Consider the following 16,753-nt stretch of genomic DNA (forward strand, 5'->3'; position numbering starts at 1 on the left):
CGCTCACTCCTTGCTCTGCAAAAGGGTGTGGAGGGAGCCGGAGATCAGGCTGTCGAGCTGCGCGCGATGGCCTTCAAGTGGATGGCCCTGCTGGGCGGCCGGTTGCTGGGCCTGGTAATCCAGGGCCGCCCGTGCATATGCCTCGCTATCCCAGTCGTTCTGTTCGGTGTGCAGGCGAATCCGTATCTGCTGGCCCGGGTAGCTGAGCCAAAGATCGGAGGACCTGTAGAGGTCGAACAGCTGGCTCTGCTGTTCGTCGTCCAGCAGGACCTTGCCCTGGGCGTCGCTCTCTCCCTGCATCAACGGCTCGGCGGCATTGCCCCGATGAATGACCCATGGCGTGTGAGCCAGCGCGAATCCCTCCTCGCCCGGGACGTCCTGCAAGCGCATGTTGAAAGTCGGGCGGGCCGGGAATGTGGGTGGAGCAATCGTCAGGGGGAGCACAGGCATCGTCAGCGGCTGTGTGGCCGGCCCCTGGTAGTCGAAGTGCGCCGCCTTGATGAGGTAGTCACCCTGGGTACCCGACTCGATGCCGCACGGATCGAGGCTGATGTAGCTGCTGCCGGCGTTGAGGACGATCTTTTTCTTCGCCGTGATGCGGATTTCGTCCTCGCTGCTGGCGATGTCCAGGCCATGGCGGGCGAGCAGTTCCAGACGGTCGTTCTGCGCCTGGATCTGCACCGCGCCCTGGTTGGCGATGAGTTTCAATCCCAGCTTGCGCACGAACAGGCTGACGCCCTCCCCCACCCCGATGAACAAGCGCTTGACCACGCTGACGGCCGCGTCGTTGCCGGCGTTGGCGATGAGGTTGCGCTCGGCGGCCAACTGCAGATGCTGGCCGCTGGTCAGGGCGATGCCCCGCGGAGCACTGAGCAACGCCACGGCGCCTTTCAACTGGTCGAGCTGCTCACTCAGCAGGGCCAGTTGGGCGTGCACGTCGGCCGGGCCGGCTTGGGCGGTTTCGGCATCGTCGGATAGCTTGCGCATCTCGCTGCCGGCCTGTTCGAGGCGGGCCACGGCCTCCTGCATGGCCAGCACCTGGCCCTGCGCACGGGGTTGTTCATCGGCGCTGATGAAGACGCCCTTGCCCGCGCGCATCGCTCCCCAACCGTCGGTGCGCAGCTCGAAGCCTTCGCCGCGCTTCTGCCGCTGCCCATCCACCAGGTGGCCGAGGTTGAGCTGGCTCTTGCCGCTGTGTTCGGTGCTGAGTTTGATGTGCTCCTGGCCACGGGTGTCGTCCAGGCGCAACTTGTTGTTGGCCGGGGTGCGCAGGACGTTGCGCTTGTAGTTCTGCAGGGTGACGTGGTCGGGGTGGCGACTGTCGTGCAGGGCGAAGGCGATGAAGCCCTTGTCGGGGTCGCCGTGCTCGAAGGCGATGGCCACTTCGGTGCCCTGGATCAGCGGCAGGTGCAGGCCATGGGTGTCCCCGGCGTAGGGGCGGGCCAGGCGCAGCCACAGGCTTTCCTGGCCGGCGGGCCAGGTGTCGCGGTCGAAGAGGAAGTTGACCTTGTAGCGGCCTTCCAGGTCGATGTGGCTGTAGAGGTCGTCGGGTTGCGGGCTGGTGACCCGCGCCGGGATGGTGCCGACGATCAGCGGTTTTTCCCCCGGCGGCGGGCGAAAACAGATGTGCTCGACGTAGGGGATGGCCTCGAAGCGAGCCTCGAAGCTGCGGTCCCGCGCCGCGGCGGTGGTCAGGTGGGTGATCACGGCACCGGCACCGAAGGCGTCCGGTGCGCCGCCGTCGATCTTCAGGACCTGTCCGGGGGCCAGCAGCGCACTGCTGGCGGTGCCGGCGAGGCAGGTGCGGGCATTGAGGTAGCGCTCGTGCCGCAGGCGGGCGAAGAAGTAGCCGCTCTCGCTTTGCAGGTCTTCGTCCTGGGCGTAGGCGTCGCCCAGTTCGGTGTAGGGCTCGGCGTAGTGGTAGGCCTCACCGTAGGTGGTGGGGTCGCCCCGGCTCTGGTCGACGTCACCGTCGAGCCGGGCGACGGCATCGCGCGGGTCGTAGGCGCGGATGTGGATGTCCCGCTCCACCACGCCATGCTGCGATTGCAGCGCCCAGACGGCGTCCTGCCCCGTGGCGCTGGTGCCGGACGGCGGGCGGTACGGCAAGCGGACATCGAACTGGTAGTGGCGCTGGTCGTCGTGGAACTGGACGACGTCGATGCTCAGCCGCTCGTCGGCGGTGAAGCGGTACCAGATGCCGACTTCGGCCAGCAGGCGGGTGATGAAGGCCAGGTCGCTCTCGCCGTATTGCATCACCTGTTCGCGCTTGGGGTACTCGCGCTTGAGGTCGAAGAAGAAGTCCTGTCCGGCCCATTGGTGGCGGTCACTGCGCAGGATCTGCTCGACGATCTCCGGCACCGACAGGTGCTGGTAGATACGGTACTGGCGGCCACGCCCGAGCAAGGCCAGGCGCGGTTGCAGGGTGATCGCATAGCGGGCTTCATCGTTGGAGCCGGAGAGGCGCCGAAAGCCGGTGACCACGCCATGCAGGGTGCGCAAGGGCTTGGCAGGCGGCAGGCTCAGGCCGGCGAAGGGCAGCGCGGGGGGCGGCGGATGCAGGCTGAAGCGGGCGCGCTGGCCCAGCAGTTGGTCGGCGGGGAGGTCGCACTCGCGGGAGGTGAATTCCACCTGGTAGCTGAACGGCTGGCTGAGGGCTTCCGTGCCCTCGAAGGCGAGCACGTCGAGGGCGGCGTCGAGCCCACGGACCTGGAGCTTGTGGCGGCTGTGGTCGAAGAAGGGACGGCGTTCGGCGAGCATGAGGACGGGCTTTCCTGCGTTGACTGCGAACGCAGAAGACTGCCGCTTACCCTCGCCCCCCACTATCGGACCGTTTCAAAACGAACGCTTGAAAAGGAGCTTCTTCGTGCAGGGAGACAGGTAGACGCCAGAAAGGCATTTCCGACGGACGCCGGAAAACCCATCGAACGGCGCTGATGGGTATCGCTCCGCTCAAGCGAAACGCCGCCCGCCACATCCTACAAAAGAGCGAACCTATACCGCACCGATCGCCTGCAATACGCTGGCCCCGGTAAAGAGAAACAACACCTGCTCCACCGCCTCCGCACGAATCGCTTCGCGGCGCTCCGGCTCACCGATGTAGTCCAGTGACATCTGGAACAGGTTGCGACTGACCAGCCGCGACACGCGCCGCACCACCGGCTCGGCCACCAGCGTCGGCAGCAGCTTGTACTCGCGAACGTCTTCGGCCATGTCGGCGGCGAAGTCTTCCATCACTTCGCGCAGGGCCTCCCGCAGTACCGGGGAAGCGCCATGCAGCTCGCGCACGCCAATGACGAACGCCTCGGCGTTGTCGTCGACGAAGTCGAAGAACAGATGCACCGTCTCATGGCAGACACGCCGCCCACGGCCCAGGTCGATCCCCATCAGCTTCGGCAACAGCCCGCCATCGCCCTGCACGGCGCGGGCAGCCGCCTCGCGTCGCAGGTCGCGCAGCGGCTGGCGCAGCTGGGTGGCGATGTTGCGGATGATGGCCAGACCCAGGTCTTCCACATCCTTGAAGTGGCGGTAGAAGGTATTCGGGTTCAGCCCAGCCTCCCGCGCCAGCTCGCGCAACCCCACGCTGGCGAGGCTGCGACTCTGGGAACCCAGGCGCAGCGCCGCTTCCATGAGCAGGCGCTTGCCAGGGGCATCGGGCGTTCGTTCTGGCGACTGGGGCTCGTCACCGCTGACGGATTTCATCTCGGGCCCTACCTAAGGTTGGTTGTGACGACGTTGGATTGCCGACGAGTATACAGATGTCTACCTTGGTATACAGCTGTATACGCCGCAATTAATAAGAACAGGAGCCCGGCCAATGACTGCGTCACCCCGACCCTCTGCCCGCCATTGCAAGATCGCCATCATAGGTTCCGGTTTCTCCGGCCTCGGCATGGCAATCCGCCTGAAGCAGAAAGGCGAGAACGATTTCCTCGTATTCGAAAAGGAGCCCGGCATCGGCGGCACCTGGCGAGTGAACAACTACCCGGGTTGCGGCTGCGACGTGCAATCGCACCTGTATTCCTTCTCTTTCGAGCCGAACCCGAACTGGACGCGCATGTTCGCCAAACAGGAGGAGATCAAGACCTACCTGGAAGGCTGCTGGGAAAAGTACCGGCTGCAGGACAAGACCCTGCTCGGCACCGAGATCACCCGCCTGGCCTGGAACGACGTGGACGAGCTGTGGCAGATAGAGGATGCCGCCGGCAATCACTACAGCGCGCAGTTCGTGGTATCCGGTATGGGCGCGCTGTCCACCCCTGCCACCCCGGCACTGAAGGGCCTGGAGAAATTCAAGGGCGCGCGCTTCCACTCCCAGCAGTGGAACCATGACTACGACCTGACCGGCAAACGCGTGGCGGTAGTCGGCACCGGCGCCTCCAGCATCCAGTTCGTGCCGCAGATCCAGAAGCAGGTCGCCCAGCTCGACCTCTATCAGCGCACCGCGCCCTGGATCATGCCCAAGCCCGACCGCGCCATCAGCGAAGGCGAGCGCTCCCGCTTCAAGCGCTTCCCCTTCCTGCAAAAGCTCTGGCGCGGCGGCATCTACGCCATCCTAGAAAGCCGCGTGGTGGGCTTCGCCCTGACGCCGAAGGTGATGAAACTCGCCGAACTGGTCGCCAAGGGCTACATCAAGCGCAAGATCAAGGACCCGGTGCTGCGCGCCAAGGTCACCCCGGACTACACCATGGGCTGCAAGCGGGTGCTGATCTCCAATGACTACTACCCGGCCCTGACCCAACCCAACGTCGACGTGATTACCGACGGCATTCGCGAAATCCGCGCGAACAGCATCGTCACCGCCGACGGCACTGAACGCCAGGTCGACGCCATCATCTTCGGCACCGGCTTCACCCCCAGCGATCCGCTGCCCCGTGGCGTGGTATTCGGCCGCAACGGCGTCGATCTGCTGGACAACTGGTCGCAGGGCCCCGAAGCCTACAAAGGCACCCTCACGGCCGGTTTCCCGAACCTGTTCTTCCTCATGGGGCCGAACACGGGCCTTGGCCATAACTCCATGGTCTACATGATCGAATCGCAGATCCATTACGTGCTCGGCGCCCTCCGTCTGCTGGACGAACGCCGCCTGCGCAGCCTGGAAGTCAAACGCGACGTGCAGGACAGGTTCAACGGCAAGCTCCAGGGCAGCCTGGGCAACACCGTGTGGAATGCCGGCGGTTGCAAGAGCTGGTACCTGCACCCGGTGACCGGACGCAACTGCACCGTATGGCCCGGCTTCACTTGGCGCTACCGCCTGCTGACCCGCAACTTCGACCCCGCGGCCTACCATTTCAGCCGCAGTGTGCCGGTGCACGCCGCCCAAGGCGCGCTGCTGATGGCTAATCAAGAGGTACCAGCATGAAATCCTTCGAGAACAAAGTCGCCGCTGTCACCGGTGCCGGTTCCGGCATCGGCCGCGCCCTGGCCTGCGCCCTCGCCCGCCAGGGCTGCCACCTGGCACTCGCCGACGTGAACGCCGACGGCCTGGCCGACACCGCCGCCATGGCACGCAAGCTGGGCGTGCAGGTCACCGAGACCCGCGTCGATGTCGCCAACCGCGATGCCGTACACGCCTGGGCCGAACAAGTGGTGCTGGACCATGGCCGCGTCAACCTGATCTTCAACAACGCCGGTGTGGCCCACGCTGGCACCGTGGACGGCAGTGACTACTCGGAATACGAGTGGATCATGAACATCAACTTCTGGGGCGTGGTGTACGGCACCAAGGCCTTCCTGCCGCACCTCAAGGCCAGCGGCGAAGGTCATGTGGTCAACGTCTCCAGCGTGTTCGGGCTGTTCGCCCAGCCGGGCATGAGCGCCTACAACGCCACCAAGTTCGCGGTGCGCGGCTTCACCGAATCACTGCGCCAGGAGCTGGACATGGAAGGCTGCGGGGTATCCGCCAGTTGCGTGCACCCCGGCGGCATCCGCACCAACATCGCCAAGACGGCGCGGATGAACGACAGCCTGGCCAAGGTCACCGGCCAGGAATCCAGCCGCGCCCGCCAGCAGTTCAACGACCAGTTGCTGCGGACCAGTCCGGACAAGGCAGCGGAAGTGATCCTGCGCGGCGTGCTGCGCGACAGTCGACGTATTCTCATCGGCGCCGATGCCTGGGCGCTGGATGGCATGCAGCGCCTGCTGCCGACCCTCTACCAGCGCCTGGTCACCACCTCCATGCGCCTGGCCGCGAAATTCGCGCCGAAGCCGAGGGCGAGCGAGGTGTCCAAGGCGGTTGATTGATCGGACCGCTTTTACTTGTGGGGGCGATTTCAATCGCAAAGCAGTCCGGAGGACTGCCCTGCTAATTATCAAGGGCAGCTGCGCTGCCCTCAGCGAATGAATTCGCCCCCACAAAACACGGACCTGCCTTTCCTTGTAGGGGCGAATTCATTCGCCAAGCAGGCCGAAGGTCTGCCCTGGAACGTCCAGCGAGCTGCCGCCACCCTCACCCCAGCCCCGCTCTGCGCCCCAGCCTGAGTGCTTCGCGCTCAGGCGTTCATCGGCAACGGAAGCAGTGCTTCCGAAAGCATGCCGATTCACCCCAGAGGGAGAGGGGGCTTTTTGTGCCTCGGCACCACCCCCTCCAAACATGACCGCAAAGTCACCCGTTCGGAAACCCGAACGACATTCGGAGTGCATATTCGGAAGCCCGGACAAGGCACAAATCCAGATAGCCACCTATCGATATAAAACCCTTTAATTTCAACAACTTGACCAAATAATCGAACCGCCATACAGCTGGCACGCATTCTGCCAATACAGATCCCCGACGGACGCGAATTCCTACCGCGCCGATAAGAACAAACAACATCGAGGACTGTCGTTCATGCGTATGCTCCCCAAGGTTCTGGCCACCGCTATCGCAGCAACCCTGATCAGTGCTCCGGCGTTCGCCGCCGAGCTGACCGGTACCCTGAAGAAGATCAAGGAGACCGGCACCATCACCCTCGGTCACCGTGACGCTTCCATCCCCTTCTCCTACCTCGGCACCGAGCCGGGCAAGCCCATCGGCTACTCCCATGACCTCCAGCTGAAAGTGGTCGAGGCCATCAAGCAGGAACTGGGCATGCCGGAACTGAAGGTCCGCTACAACCTGGTGACCTCCCAGACCCGTATCCCGCTGGTGCAGAACGGCACCGTCGACATCGAGTGCGGCTCCACCACCAACAATCTCGAGCGCCAGAAGCAGGTCGGCTTCTCCGTGGGCATCTTCGAAGTGGGCACCCGCCTGCTGTCCAAGAAGAGCGCCAGCATCAACGAGTTCGACGACCTGAAAGGCAAGAACGTGGTGACCACCGCCGGCACCACGTCCGAGCGCCTGATCAAGTCCATGAACGCCGAAAAGCAGATGGGCATGAACATCATCTCGGCCAAGGACCACGGCGAGTCCTTCCTGATGCTCGAATCCGGTCGCGCCGTGGCCTTCATGATGGACGACGCCCTGCTCTACGGCGAAATGGCCAAGGCCAAGAAGCCCGATGACTGGGTCGTGACCGGCAAGCCGCAGTCCTTCGAAATCTACGGCTGCATGGTTCGCAAGGACGACGAAGCCTTCAAGAAAGTCGTCGACAAGGCCATCGCCGATACCTTCGCTTCCGGCGAAATCAACGGCATCTACGACAAATGGTTCACCCAGCCCATCCCGCCGAAGGGCCTGAACCTGAACTTCCCCATGAGCGAAGAGCTGAAAAAGCTGGTCGCCAACCCCTCCGACAAGTCGGCTGAAGAAATCTGACGCCTTGCTCCCCTCTCCCAGGAGGAGAGGGGCCGGGGGTGAGGGGTGTTGGAGAACGCACGCAGTCAGGCCTCCCTCACCCCAACCCTCTTCCAGAGGGAGAAGGAGCTGTCCGGGGTCGGTCTGAATCATCGCCGTACTCCTGACAGCCACACCCTCCCACTGCCTTCACCGCAGAACGATCGACCTGATAGGGGAAAACCCTGATGAATTACAACTGGGACTGGAGCGTGTTCTTCAAGTCCACCGGGATCGGCAGCGAAATCTACCTGGACTGGTTCGTAACCGGCCTGGGCTGGACCATCGCCATCGCCCTGGCGGCCTGGATCATTGCCTTGCTGCTGGGCGCGCTGCTCGGCGTGATGCGCACCGTGCCGAACCGCTGGGTTTCCGGCATAGCCACCGTCTACGTGGAAATCTTCCGCAACGTGCCGCTGCTGGTGCAGCTGTTCCTCTGGTACTTCCTGGTACCGGACCTGCTGCCCGAACCGCTGGAAATCTGGTTCAAACAGGACCTCAACCCAGCCACTTCGGCCTACCTCAGCGTCGTGGTCTGCCTCGGCCTGTTCACCGCCGCCCGCGTCTGCGAGCAGGTGCGCACCGGTATCCAGGCACTGCCCAAGGGCCAGCTGGGCGCCGCCCGCGCCATGGGTTTCCGCCTGCCGCAGATCTACCGCTACGTGCTGCTGCCCCAGGCCTTCCGCATCATCATCCCGCCGCTCACCAGCGAGTTCCTCAACATCTTCAAGAACTCTTCGGTGGCGTCGCTGATCGGTCTGATGGAGCTGCTGGCGCAGACCAAGCAGACCGCCGAGTTCTCCGCGAACCTGTTCGAAGCCTTCACCCTGGCCACCCTGATCTACTTCACCCTGAATATGAGCCTGATGCTGATCATGCGCACCGTGGAGCGGAAAGTGGCGGTGCCCGGCCTGATTTCCGTAGGGGGTAAATGATGGATTTCTCCGCGATCATCCCTGCCCTGCCGGGCCTTGCCGACGGCCTGCTGATGACCCTCAAGCTGATGGTGCTGGGCGTCTTCGGCGGTGTAGCGCTGGGCACCCTCCTGGCCCTCATGCGCCTGTCGCACAACCCGATGATGTCGAAGATTGCCGGGCTGTACGTCAACTACTTCCGATCCATCCCGCTGCTGCTGGTGATCACCTGGTTCTACTTCGCGGTGCCCTTCCTGCTGCGCGCCATCACCGGTGAAGACACGCCCGTGGGTGCGTTCACCTCGTGCCTGGTGGCCTTCATGATGTTCGAGGCGGCGTACTTCTGCGAAATCGTCCGCGCCGGCATCCAGGCCATCCCGAAAGGCCAGATGGGGGCGGCCTCGGCCCTGGGCATGACCTACAGCCAGAGCATGCGCCTGATCATCCTGCCCCAGGCCTTCCGCAAGATGACCCCGCTGCTGCTGCAGCAGAGCATCATCCTGTTCCAGGACACCTCGCTGGTTTACACCGTGGGCCTGATGGACTTCCTCAACGCCGCCCGTTCCCGTGGCGACATCATCGGCCAGCCGCACGAGTTCCTGATCTTCGCCGGCCTGGTCTACTTCAGCGTCAGCTTCATCGCTTCCCAGCTGGTCAAACTCCTGCAGAAAAGGTTAGCCGTATGATTTCCATCAAGAACGTCAACAAGTGGTACGGGGACTTCCAGGTGCTGACCGACTGCAGCACCAACGTGAAGAAAGGTGAAGTGGTGGTGGTGTGCGGCCCCTCCGGCTCGGGCAAATCCACCCTGATCAAGTGCGTGAACGCCCTGGAGCCTTTCCAGAAAGGCGACATCGTGGTCGACGGCACGTCCATCGCCGACAAGGCCACCAACCTGCCCAAGCTGCGTTCCCGCGTCGGCATGGTGTTCCAGCACTTCGAGCTGTTCCCGCACCTGTCCATCACCGAGAACCTGACCATCGCCCAGACCCGGGTGCTCGGCCGCAACAAGGACGAGGCCCTGGAGAAAGGCCTCAAGCTGCTCGACCGCGTCGGCCTCAAGGCCCATGCCCACAAGCACCCCGGCCAGCTCTCCGGTGGCCAGCAGCAGCGCGTCGCCATCGCCCGCGCCCTGGCCATGGACCCGGTGGTGATGCTGTTCGACGAACCCACCTCGGCGCTGGACCCGGAAATGGTCAACGAAGTGCTGGACGTGATGGTCGAGCTGGCCCAGGAAGGCATGACCATGATGTGCGTGACCCACGAAATGGGCTTCGCCCGCAAGGTCGCCGACCGGGTGATCTTCATGGACCGCGGCCAGATCGTCGAAGACTGCGCCAAGGACGAGTTCTTCGGTGACGTCAGCGCCCGTTCCGACCGCGCCCAGCAGTTCCTCGCAAAGATCCTGCAACACTGATGCACCTGTAGGAGCGAGCTTGCTCGCGAATGGCCTGAGCACTTCGCCAGCAAGCTGGCTCCTACAGCCCCACTCCACCACTCGGCGCCCGTCCGTGGCGCCGACTGGAACGGCCCGGATGTCTATGATGCAATGCCCTACCGCCAGCCTCCGCGCCGTGCCGCCCGCATTGACCGTGAAACCGCGCCTGTTCCGCCATTTCCTGCTGTTCCTGCTGCTGCTCCTGTGCATGCTGGGCTTCGGCTACATCGGCTATCACCTCAGCGAAGTGTCCGGCATCCGCCAGCTGCGGGATAACGGCGAGCGCCAGCTGGAACTCCACGCCCGCGCCGTGGAAAGCGAGATCAACCGCTACACCTACCTGCCCAGCCTGCTGGAGCTGGAGTCCAGCGTCAGCCACTTGCTGCTGAACCCCACCCCGTACCGGCGCAACCTGGTCAACGACTACCTCGAAGGCCTGAACCGCCGCAGCGGCGCCCGCGCCATCTACCTGCTGGACACCAACGGCCGCGTGCTGGCCACCAGCAACTGGCGCGATGCCGACAGCTACCTAGGCGAAGACCTGGCCTTCCGCGCCTACTTCCAGGAGGCGGTGCAAGGCCGACCCGGCCGCTTCTATGGCATCGGCAGCACCACTGGCGAGGCCGGTTACTACCTGGCCCACGGCTTGCGCTACCAGGGCCGGATCATCGGCGTGGCGGTGGTCAAGGTGAAGCTCGAAGCCCTGCAGGAACGCTGGGAAAAGGCCCGCCTGCAAGCCTTCGTCAGCGACGAGAACGGCATCATCATCCTCTCCAGCGACCCGGCCCTGCGCATGAAGGCCGTGCGCCCGCTCTCGGCCGAGGACAAGGAACGCCTGGCCCGCAGCCTGCAGTACTACTGGTGGGCGCTGAACGAATGGGAACCGCGCTCACGCGAAGTGCTGGGCGAAGGCCTGGAAGCCATCAGCTTCGCCGCCAGCGGTCACCAGGGCGAGCAAGAAGGCGAAGTCGCCTACCTCGCGCAGACCCGCACCCTGAATGACACGCCCTGGCATTTCACCCTGCTCTCGCCACTCGCCGATCTGCGCCGCGAAGCGGTGATCCAGGGCATGCTCGCCGCCGTCGGTTTCGCCCTGCTGGCCTTCCTGCTGATTGCCTGGAACGAGCGACGCAAGGTTATCGCCACGCGTCTTGCGGCCCGCGAGGCGCTGCTGGCGGCCAACAACGAGCTGGAGCGCAAGATCGCCGAACGCACCCAGGACCTGCGCGCCAGCAACAGCCGCCTGCTGGCGGAAATCCGCGAACGCAAACAGACCGAAGACAACCTGCGCAAGGCCCAGGACGGGTTGGTGCAGGCCGGCAAGCTGGCGGTGATCGGGCAGATGTCCACCAGCATCGCCCACGAACTCAACCAGCCCCTGGCCGCGCTGCGCACCCTCTCCGGCAACACCGTGCGCTTCCTGGCGCGCGGTGCCCTGGAAACTGCCAGCACCAACCTCGCGGCGATCAACGAGCTGGTGGACCGCATGGGCCGCATCACCGCCAGCCTGCGCGCCTTCGCCCGGCGCTCCGACGACCACGGTGTGGCGCACCTGGGCAAGGCGGTGGATGCCGCCCTGTTCCTCCTGCACACCCGTCTGGAACGTAAGCCGCTCACGCTGCACCGCGACTTCGCCGACGTGCTGCTGGCCATCGACCAGACCCGCCTGGAGCAGATCCTGGTCAACCTCATCGCCAACGCCCTGGACGCCATGTCCGGCCAGCCCGACTGCCAGCTCTGGCTCAGCGGCGCGGCCGACGGCGGTAACTATCGACTACAGGTACGCGACAACGGCCCCGGCATCGACCCGGCCAACCGCCAGCACCTGTTCGAACCCTTCTTCACCACCAAGCCCGGCGAACACGGCCTGGGCCTCGGCCTGACCCTTTCCGCCAGCCTGGCCACGGCCGCTGGCGGGAGCCTGGCGGCCCATCACCCGGAAAGCGGCGGCACCGCCTTCGAGCTCTGCCTGCCGCTGCTGGAACGCCCCGACGAATCCGTGAGCCCAGCCCCATGACCGAGCCCCTCAGCGTCCTCATCGTCGAAGACGACCCCCACGTCCTGATGGGTTGCCAGCAGGCGCTGGCCCTGGAAGACATTCCCAGCATCGGCGTCGGCAGCGCCGAAGAAGCCATGGCGCAGGTGGGCGAGGACTTCGCCGGCATCGTCATCAGCGACATCCGCCTGCCCGGCATGGATGGCCTGACATTGCTGGAACGCCTGAAGTCCCGCGACCGCAGCCTGCCGGTGGTGCTGATCACCGGCCACGGCGACATCACCATGGCGGTGCAGGCCATGCGCGACGGCGCCTACGACTTCATGGAGAAACCCTTCTCCCCCGAGCGTCTGGTAGACGTGGCGCGCCGCGCCCTGGAGCAGCGCGCGCTGGCCCGCGAAGTGTCGAGCCTGCGCCGGCAGCTGGCCGGTCGGCAGTCCCTGGAGCAACGCATCATCGGCCGCTCGCCGGCCATCCAGGCCCTGCGCGAGCTGATCGCCAACGTCGCCGACACCTCCGCCAATGTGCTGATCGAAGGCGAGACCGGCACCGGCAAGGAACTGGTTGCCCGGTGCCTGCACGACTTCAGCCGGCGCCAGTCGAAGCAGTTCGTCGCGCTCAACTGCGGCGGCCTGCCGGAGAACCTGTTCGACAGCGAAATTTTCGGCCACGAGGCCCACGCCTTCACCGGCGCCGGCAAGCGCCGCATCGGTAAGATCGAGCATGCCCACCAGGGCACGCTGTTCCTCGATGAAATCGAGAGCATGCCGATCAACCTGCAGATCAAGTTCCTCCGCGTGCTGCAGGAACAGACCCTGGAACGACTGGGCTCCAACCAATCGATCCCGGTGGACTGCCGGGTGATCGCCGCCACCAAGTTCGACCTGGACGAAGAAGGCCGCGCCGGCCGTTTCCGCAGCGACCTCTACTACCGTCTCAACGTGGTCACCCTGGAACTGCCGCCGCTACGTGACCGCCGCGAAGACATCCTGTTGCTGTTCGAGCACTTCCTGCAGCTCTCCACCCTGCGCTTCGATCGCGCCGCCCCCGAGCTGGACAACGCCACCGTCTCCGCGCTGATGGCCCACGACTGGCCCGGCAATGTGCGCGAACTACGCAACGTCGCCGAACGCTTCGCCCTCGGGCTGCCGGTGTTCAAAAAAAGCGGCCAGACGCCGGACGGCAACGAACCGCGTTTCGCCGAAGCGGTGGAAGCCTTCGAGAAGAGCCTGCTCAGCGCCGCCCTCGAACGTCACGGTGGCAACCTCAGCCAGGCCTGCATCGCCCTCGGCATGGCCAAGACCACGCTGTTCGACAAGGTGAAGAAGTACGGGCTTTAAAAGGGCGGAAACGACCTTGTAGGGGCGAATTCATTCGCCAAGCAGGCCGAAGGTCTGCCCATCAATGTCTGAGGGGGCAGCTGCGCTGCCCTTGGCGAATGAATTCGCCCCTACATTGAAATCGCCCCCACGAGAAAAGCGACTCCCGCCTCCCCATGGTCTAAACCCTCCAGACCACCCCACACAAACCACCGCCATGTCCCCGCTCCACCGCGCCATCCACGCCAGGGCCGGTGAACTGGCCCCGGCCCTTGCCGCCTTCGCCCTGCTGCTGTGCCTGTTCGGCGGCTACTTCATGCTGCGGCCGGTGCGCGAAACCATGGGCATCGCCGGCGGCGTGGAGAACCTGCAATGGCTGTTCAGCGCCACCTTCGTCACGATGCTGCTGGCGGTCCCGGCCTATGGCTGGCTGAATGCGCGGGTCCCGCGGCGGATCTTCCTCGACTGCGTCTACCTGTTCTTCGCCAGCAACCTGTTGGGTTTCGCCTGGCTGTTATGGCGCACGCCGGACCCGCTGTGGGCGGCGCGCGCCTTCTACGTCTGGTTGTCGGTCTACAACCTGTTCGTGGTGTCCCTGGCCTGGAGCCTGCTGGCCGACGTGTTCGACCGTCGGCAATCCAAACGGCTGTTCCCGTCCATCGCCGCGGGTGCCAGCCTGGGTGGCCTGATCGGTCCGCTGCTGGGAGGACTGCTGGTCAGTCACGCGGGTACTGCCGGTTTGCTGGTACTCGCCGCGCTTTTCCTTCTGCCCACACTGGCCCTGCGCCGCTACCTGATGACCTGGCGCGCGAGGGGTGGTGCCGGGCGACCCGGTGCGGAAAACGAACCCCCGGAACACCCGGTGCCCGGCAACCCCTTCGCCGGCATCAGCCTGGTGCTGGGCTCGCCCTATCTGCTGGGCATCTGTGTTTTCGTCCTGCTGCTGTCCTGCACCAGCACCTTCCTATACTTCGAGCAGGCCCGTCTGGTGGCCGCGCTGTTCCCCGATAGCCAGCAGCAGATGCGCGTCTTCGCGCTGATCGACTTCACCGTGCAGGCCCTCTCTCTCACCTGCCAGTTGTTCATCGCCGGGCGCGTGGCCCAGCGCTTCGGCGTCGGCGCGCTGCTGGCGGTAGTGCCCCTGTTGGTGACGCTGGGTTTCCTCGCCCTGGCGCTGCTGCCTCAGTTCGCCATGCTGGCGGCGGTGATGGTGCTGCGCCGGGTAGGCGAGTACGCCTTCGTGCGGCCGGGGCGGGAAATGCTCTTCGTGCCGCTCGGCGCCCAGCAGAAATATCGGGCGAAGAACTTCATCGACACCGTGGTCTATCGCGGAGGCGATGCTGTCAGCGCCTGGCTCAAGGCCCTGCTCGACGCCGTCGGCCTCGGCGCCGCGCTGGTGGCCCTGGTGGGCGCCGGCGTGGCCCTCGCCTGGAGCGCAGTGGGCTGGCGCCTCGGCCGCCACCATGAACAGACAGCCACCCCGCAGGAGGTCCAACCATGAGAACCGGCATCACCCGCGCCGAATTCCTCCGCCTCAGCGCCGGCACCGCGCTCCTGGCCATGAGCCCCTTCAGCCTGGCTGCGGACATGGGCCAGCAGCCCCTGCGCCGCCGCACCATTCCCTCCAGCGGTGAGCAGTTGCCGGTGATCGGCATCGGCACCTACCGAGGCTTCGACATCTCCCGTAATGCCACCGAAGCCTGGGCCGACTGCCGCAAGGTGCTGGAAGAACTTTTCGCAGGCGGGGGCTCGGTGATCGACAGTTCGCCCATGTACGGGCAAGCGGAAGAAGTGGTCGGCGGCCTGCTCAACGAGCTCAAGGCACACGACCGCGCCTTCGTCGCCACCAAGGTCTGGACCCAGGGTCGCCAGCACGGCGTGGAGCAGATGCAACACTCGATGCGCCTGTTGCAGCGCCAGCGCATCGACCTGATGCAGGTGCACAACCTGGTGGACTGGCAAGAGCACCTGAAGACCCTGCGCCAGTGGAAAGAGGAAGGCCGCATCCGCTACCTGGGCGTCACCCACTACACCTCGAGCGCCTACGACCAACTGGAGAAAGTGCTGCGCGCCGAGCAGTTGGACTTCCTGCAGGTCGACTACGCCCTCGACGACCGCGACGCCGAGGAGCGCATCCTGCCCCTGGCCCGGGAACGCGGCACGGCGGTGTTGATCAACCGTCCCTTTGGCGGCGGCAATCTGCTGCGCAACCTGTTGCAACAGCCCGTACCGGAGTGGGCCGCCGAGTACGACTGCACGAGCTGGTCGCAACTCCTGCTGAAGTTCTGCCTCAGCCACCCGGCGGTGACCTGCGTCATCCCCGGAACGGGAAACCCCCGCCACATGCTGGACAACCTCCATGCTGGGCGGGGGAAGGAAGCGGATCAGGCACTGCGGGACAGGTTGATCCGCCTTTTGTAGGGTGGAAATCGCTCTTCATTTCCACCATCGGTTCCAACCCGGACTCCGCGCTTTCGTAGGATGGGTAGAGCCCGCGAAACCCATCGACCATCGCTGATGGGTTTCACTTCGCTCTACGCCATCCTACGGGCAACCATCTGCCCGCCGTCAGGCCGAGAACCCACCATCGATCATCAGGTTCGCACCGGTGATGTACCCGGCTTCCGGGCCCGCCAGGTAAGCCACGAAGCTGGCGATTTCCTCCGCCTGGCCGTAGCGCGGCAAAGCCATCAGTTGCTTGAGGGAGGTGGCGAACTCGCCGTTATCGGGGTTCATCTCGGTGTCCACCGGGCCCGGCTGCACGTTGTTGACGGTGATGCCACGCGGGCCCAGGTCGCGGGCCAGGCCCTTGGTGAAACCGGCCACCGCCGCCTTGCTCAGGGCGTAGACCGAGCCACCGGCAAAGGGCATGCGCTCGGCATTGGTACTGCCGATGGTGATGATGCGACCGCCCTCGCCCATCACGCGGGCGGCTTCCTGGCTGGCGATCACCACGCTGCGAACGTTCACATCCAGGGTCCGGTCGAGGTCGTCGATGCTGAACTCTTCGATGGGCGCCACGGCCAACACGCCGGCGTTGTTCACCAGGATGTCGAGTCGTCCGTAGGTTTCCACCGTGTGGCGGATGGCGGCACGGATCGCCTGTTCGTCGCGGCTGTCGGCCTTGATCGCGATGGCGCGGCCGCCGGCGGCTTCGATGGCCTGGACCACTTCAAGGGCGCTGCTGGCGGAAGCGGCGTAGGTCAGCGCTACTGCGGCGCCGTCATTGGCCAGGCGCTTGGCGATGGCAGCGCCGATACCGCGGGAACCGCCCTGGATGAATGCGACTTTGCCTTCGAGGGTTTTCAGAGTGCTCATTTGGAATCTCCT

13 protein-coding genes are annotated in these 16,753 nt (G+C 65.0%); 10 read left to right on the forward strand and 3 right to left on the reverse strand.

The genetic code is table 11. The features are described 5' to 3' along the window. Nucleotides 1-3: 3 nt before the first annotated feature. Together MnOB_RS07405 and MnOB_RS07410 are read right to left on the reverse strand one after the other, a co-directional pair. The gene (locus MnOB_RS07405) at nucleotides 4-2,760 is read right to left on the reverse strand and encodes a type VI secretion system Vgr family protein (protein WP_077523571.1); all 2,757 of its coding nucleotides are present in this window, start codon (nucleotides 2,758-2,760) and stop codon (nucleotides 4-6) included. Between the two features lie 234 nt (nucleotides 2,761-2,994). Then, nucleotides 2,995-3,702: a TetR family transcriptional regulator gene (locus MnOB_RS07410; protein WP_077523573.1), complete on the reverse strand. Its 708-nt coding sequence runs from the start codon at nucleotides 3,700-3,702 to the stop codon at nucleotides 2,995-2,997. A gap of 115 nt (nucleotides 3,703-3,817) precedes the next feature. Here MnOB_RS07410 and MnOB_RS07415 point away from each other — a divergent pair, with 115 nt between their 5' ends. The 10 genes from MnOB_RS07415 (at nucleotide 3,818) to MnOB_RS07460 (ending at nucleotide 15,844) form a co-directional block, all read left to right on the forward strand. Further along, nucleotides 3,818-5,362 (forward strand): flavin-containing monooxygenase, encoded by a 1,545-nt coding sequence (locus MnOB_RS07415; protein ID WP_077523575.1) that lies wholly within the window; start codon nucleotides 3,818-3,820, stop codon nucleotides 5,360-5,362. Continuing rightward, nucleotides 5,359-6,243, forward strand: a complete 885-nt coding sequence (locus tag MnOB_RS07420) for an SDR family NAD(P)-dependent oxidoreductase (RefSeq protein ID WP_077523577.1) — start codon at nucleotides 5,359-5,361, stop codon at nucleotides 6,241-6,243. The genes MnOB_RS07415 and MnOB_RS07420 overlap by 4 nt, the downstream gene beginning before the upstream one ends. Nucleotides 6,244-6,829: 586 nt before the next feature. Continuing rightward, nucleotides 6,830-7,738: a glutamate/aspartate ABC transporter substrate-binding protein gene (locus MnOB_RS07425; protein ID WP_077523579.1), complete on the forward strand. Its 909-nt coding sequence runs from the start codon at nucleotides 6,830-6,832 to the stop codon at nucleotides 7,736-7,738. A 206-nt stretch (nucleotides 7,739-7,944) separates the two neighbouring features. Further along, nucleotides 7,945-8,691: an amino acid ABC transporter permease gene (locus MnOB_RS07430; RefSeq protein WP_077523581.1), complete on the forward strand. Its 747-nt coding sequence runs from the start codon at nucleotides 7,945-7,947 to the stop codon at nucleotides 8,689-8,691. After that, complete coding sequence (locus MnOB_RS07435; RefSeq protein ID WP_199824492.1) at nucleotides 8,688-9,356, forward strand: amino acid ABC transporter permease; 669 nt, start codon at nucleotides 8,688-8,690, stop codon at nucleotides 9,354-9,356. Before MnOB_RS07430 ends, MnOB_RS07435 begins: the two co-directional genes overlap by 4 nt. Continuing rightward, nucleotides 9,353-10,087, forward strand: coding sequence for an amino acid ABC transporter ATP-binding protein (locus MnOB_RS07440; protein WP_077523585.1), 735 nt, complete (start codon nucleotides 9,353-9,355; stop codon nucleotides 10,085-10,087). The genes MnOB_RS07435 and MnOB_RS07440 overlap by 4 nt, the downstream gene beginning before the upstream one ends. Before the next feature lie 127 nt (nucleotides 10,088-10,214). Next, nucleotides 10,215-12,125: a sensor histidine kinase gene (locus tag MnOB_RS07445; protein WP_077523609.1), complete on the forward strand. Its 1,911-nt coding sequence runs from the start codon at nucleotides 10,215-10,217 to the stop codon at nucleotides 12,123-12,125. Further along, complete coding sequence (aauR, locus tag MnOB_RS07450) at nucleotides 12,122-13,444, forward strand: two-component response regulator AauR (protein ID WP_077523587.1); 1,323 nt, start codon at nucleotides 12,122-12,124, stop codon at nucleotides 13,442-13,444. Before MnOB_RS07445 ends, aauR begins: the two co-directional genes overlap by 4 nt. A 196-nt stretch (nucleotides 13,445-13,640) precedes the next feature. Continuing rightward, complete coding sequence (locus MnOB_RS07455) at nucleotides 13,641-14,924, forward strand: NTP/NDP exchange transporter (protein ID WP_077523588.1); 1,284 nt, start codon at nucleotides 13,641-13,643, stop codon at nucleotides 14,922-14,924. Then, complete coding sequence (locus tag MnOB_RS07460) at nucleotides 14,921-15,844, forward strand: aldo/keto reductase (RefSeq protein ID WP_077523589.1); 924 nt, start codon at nucleotides 14,921-14,923, stop codon at nucleotides 15,842-15,844. The genes MnOB_RS07455 and MnOB_RS07460 overlap by 4 nt, the downstream gene beginning before the upstream one ends. A 147-nt stretch (nucleotides 15,845-15,991) precedes the next feature. Here the strand turns inward: MnOB_RS07460 and MnOB_RS07465 are convergent, their stop codons facing one another. Further along, the gene (locus tag MnOB_RS07465; RefSeq protein ID WP_077523590.1) at nucleotides 15,992-16,741 is read right to left on the reverse strand and encodes a 3-oxoacyl-ACP reductase family protein; all 750 of its coding nucleotides are present in this window, start codon (nucleotides 16,739-16,741) and stop codon (nucleotides 15,992-15,994) included. Nucleotides 16,742-16,753: the final 12 nt, after the last annotated feature.

It is taken from the genome of Metapseudomonas resinovorans (assembly GCF_002003485.1).
Lineage (GTDB): Bacteria > Pseudomonadota > Gammaproteobacteria > Pseudomonadales > Pseudomonadaceae > Metapseudomonas > Metapseudomonas resinovorans_D.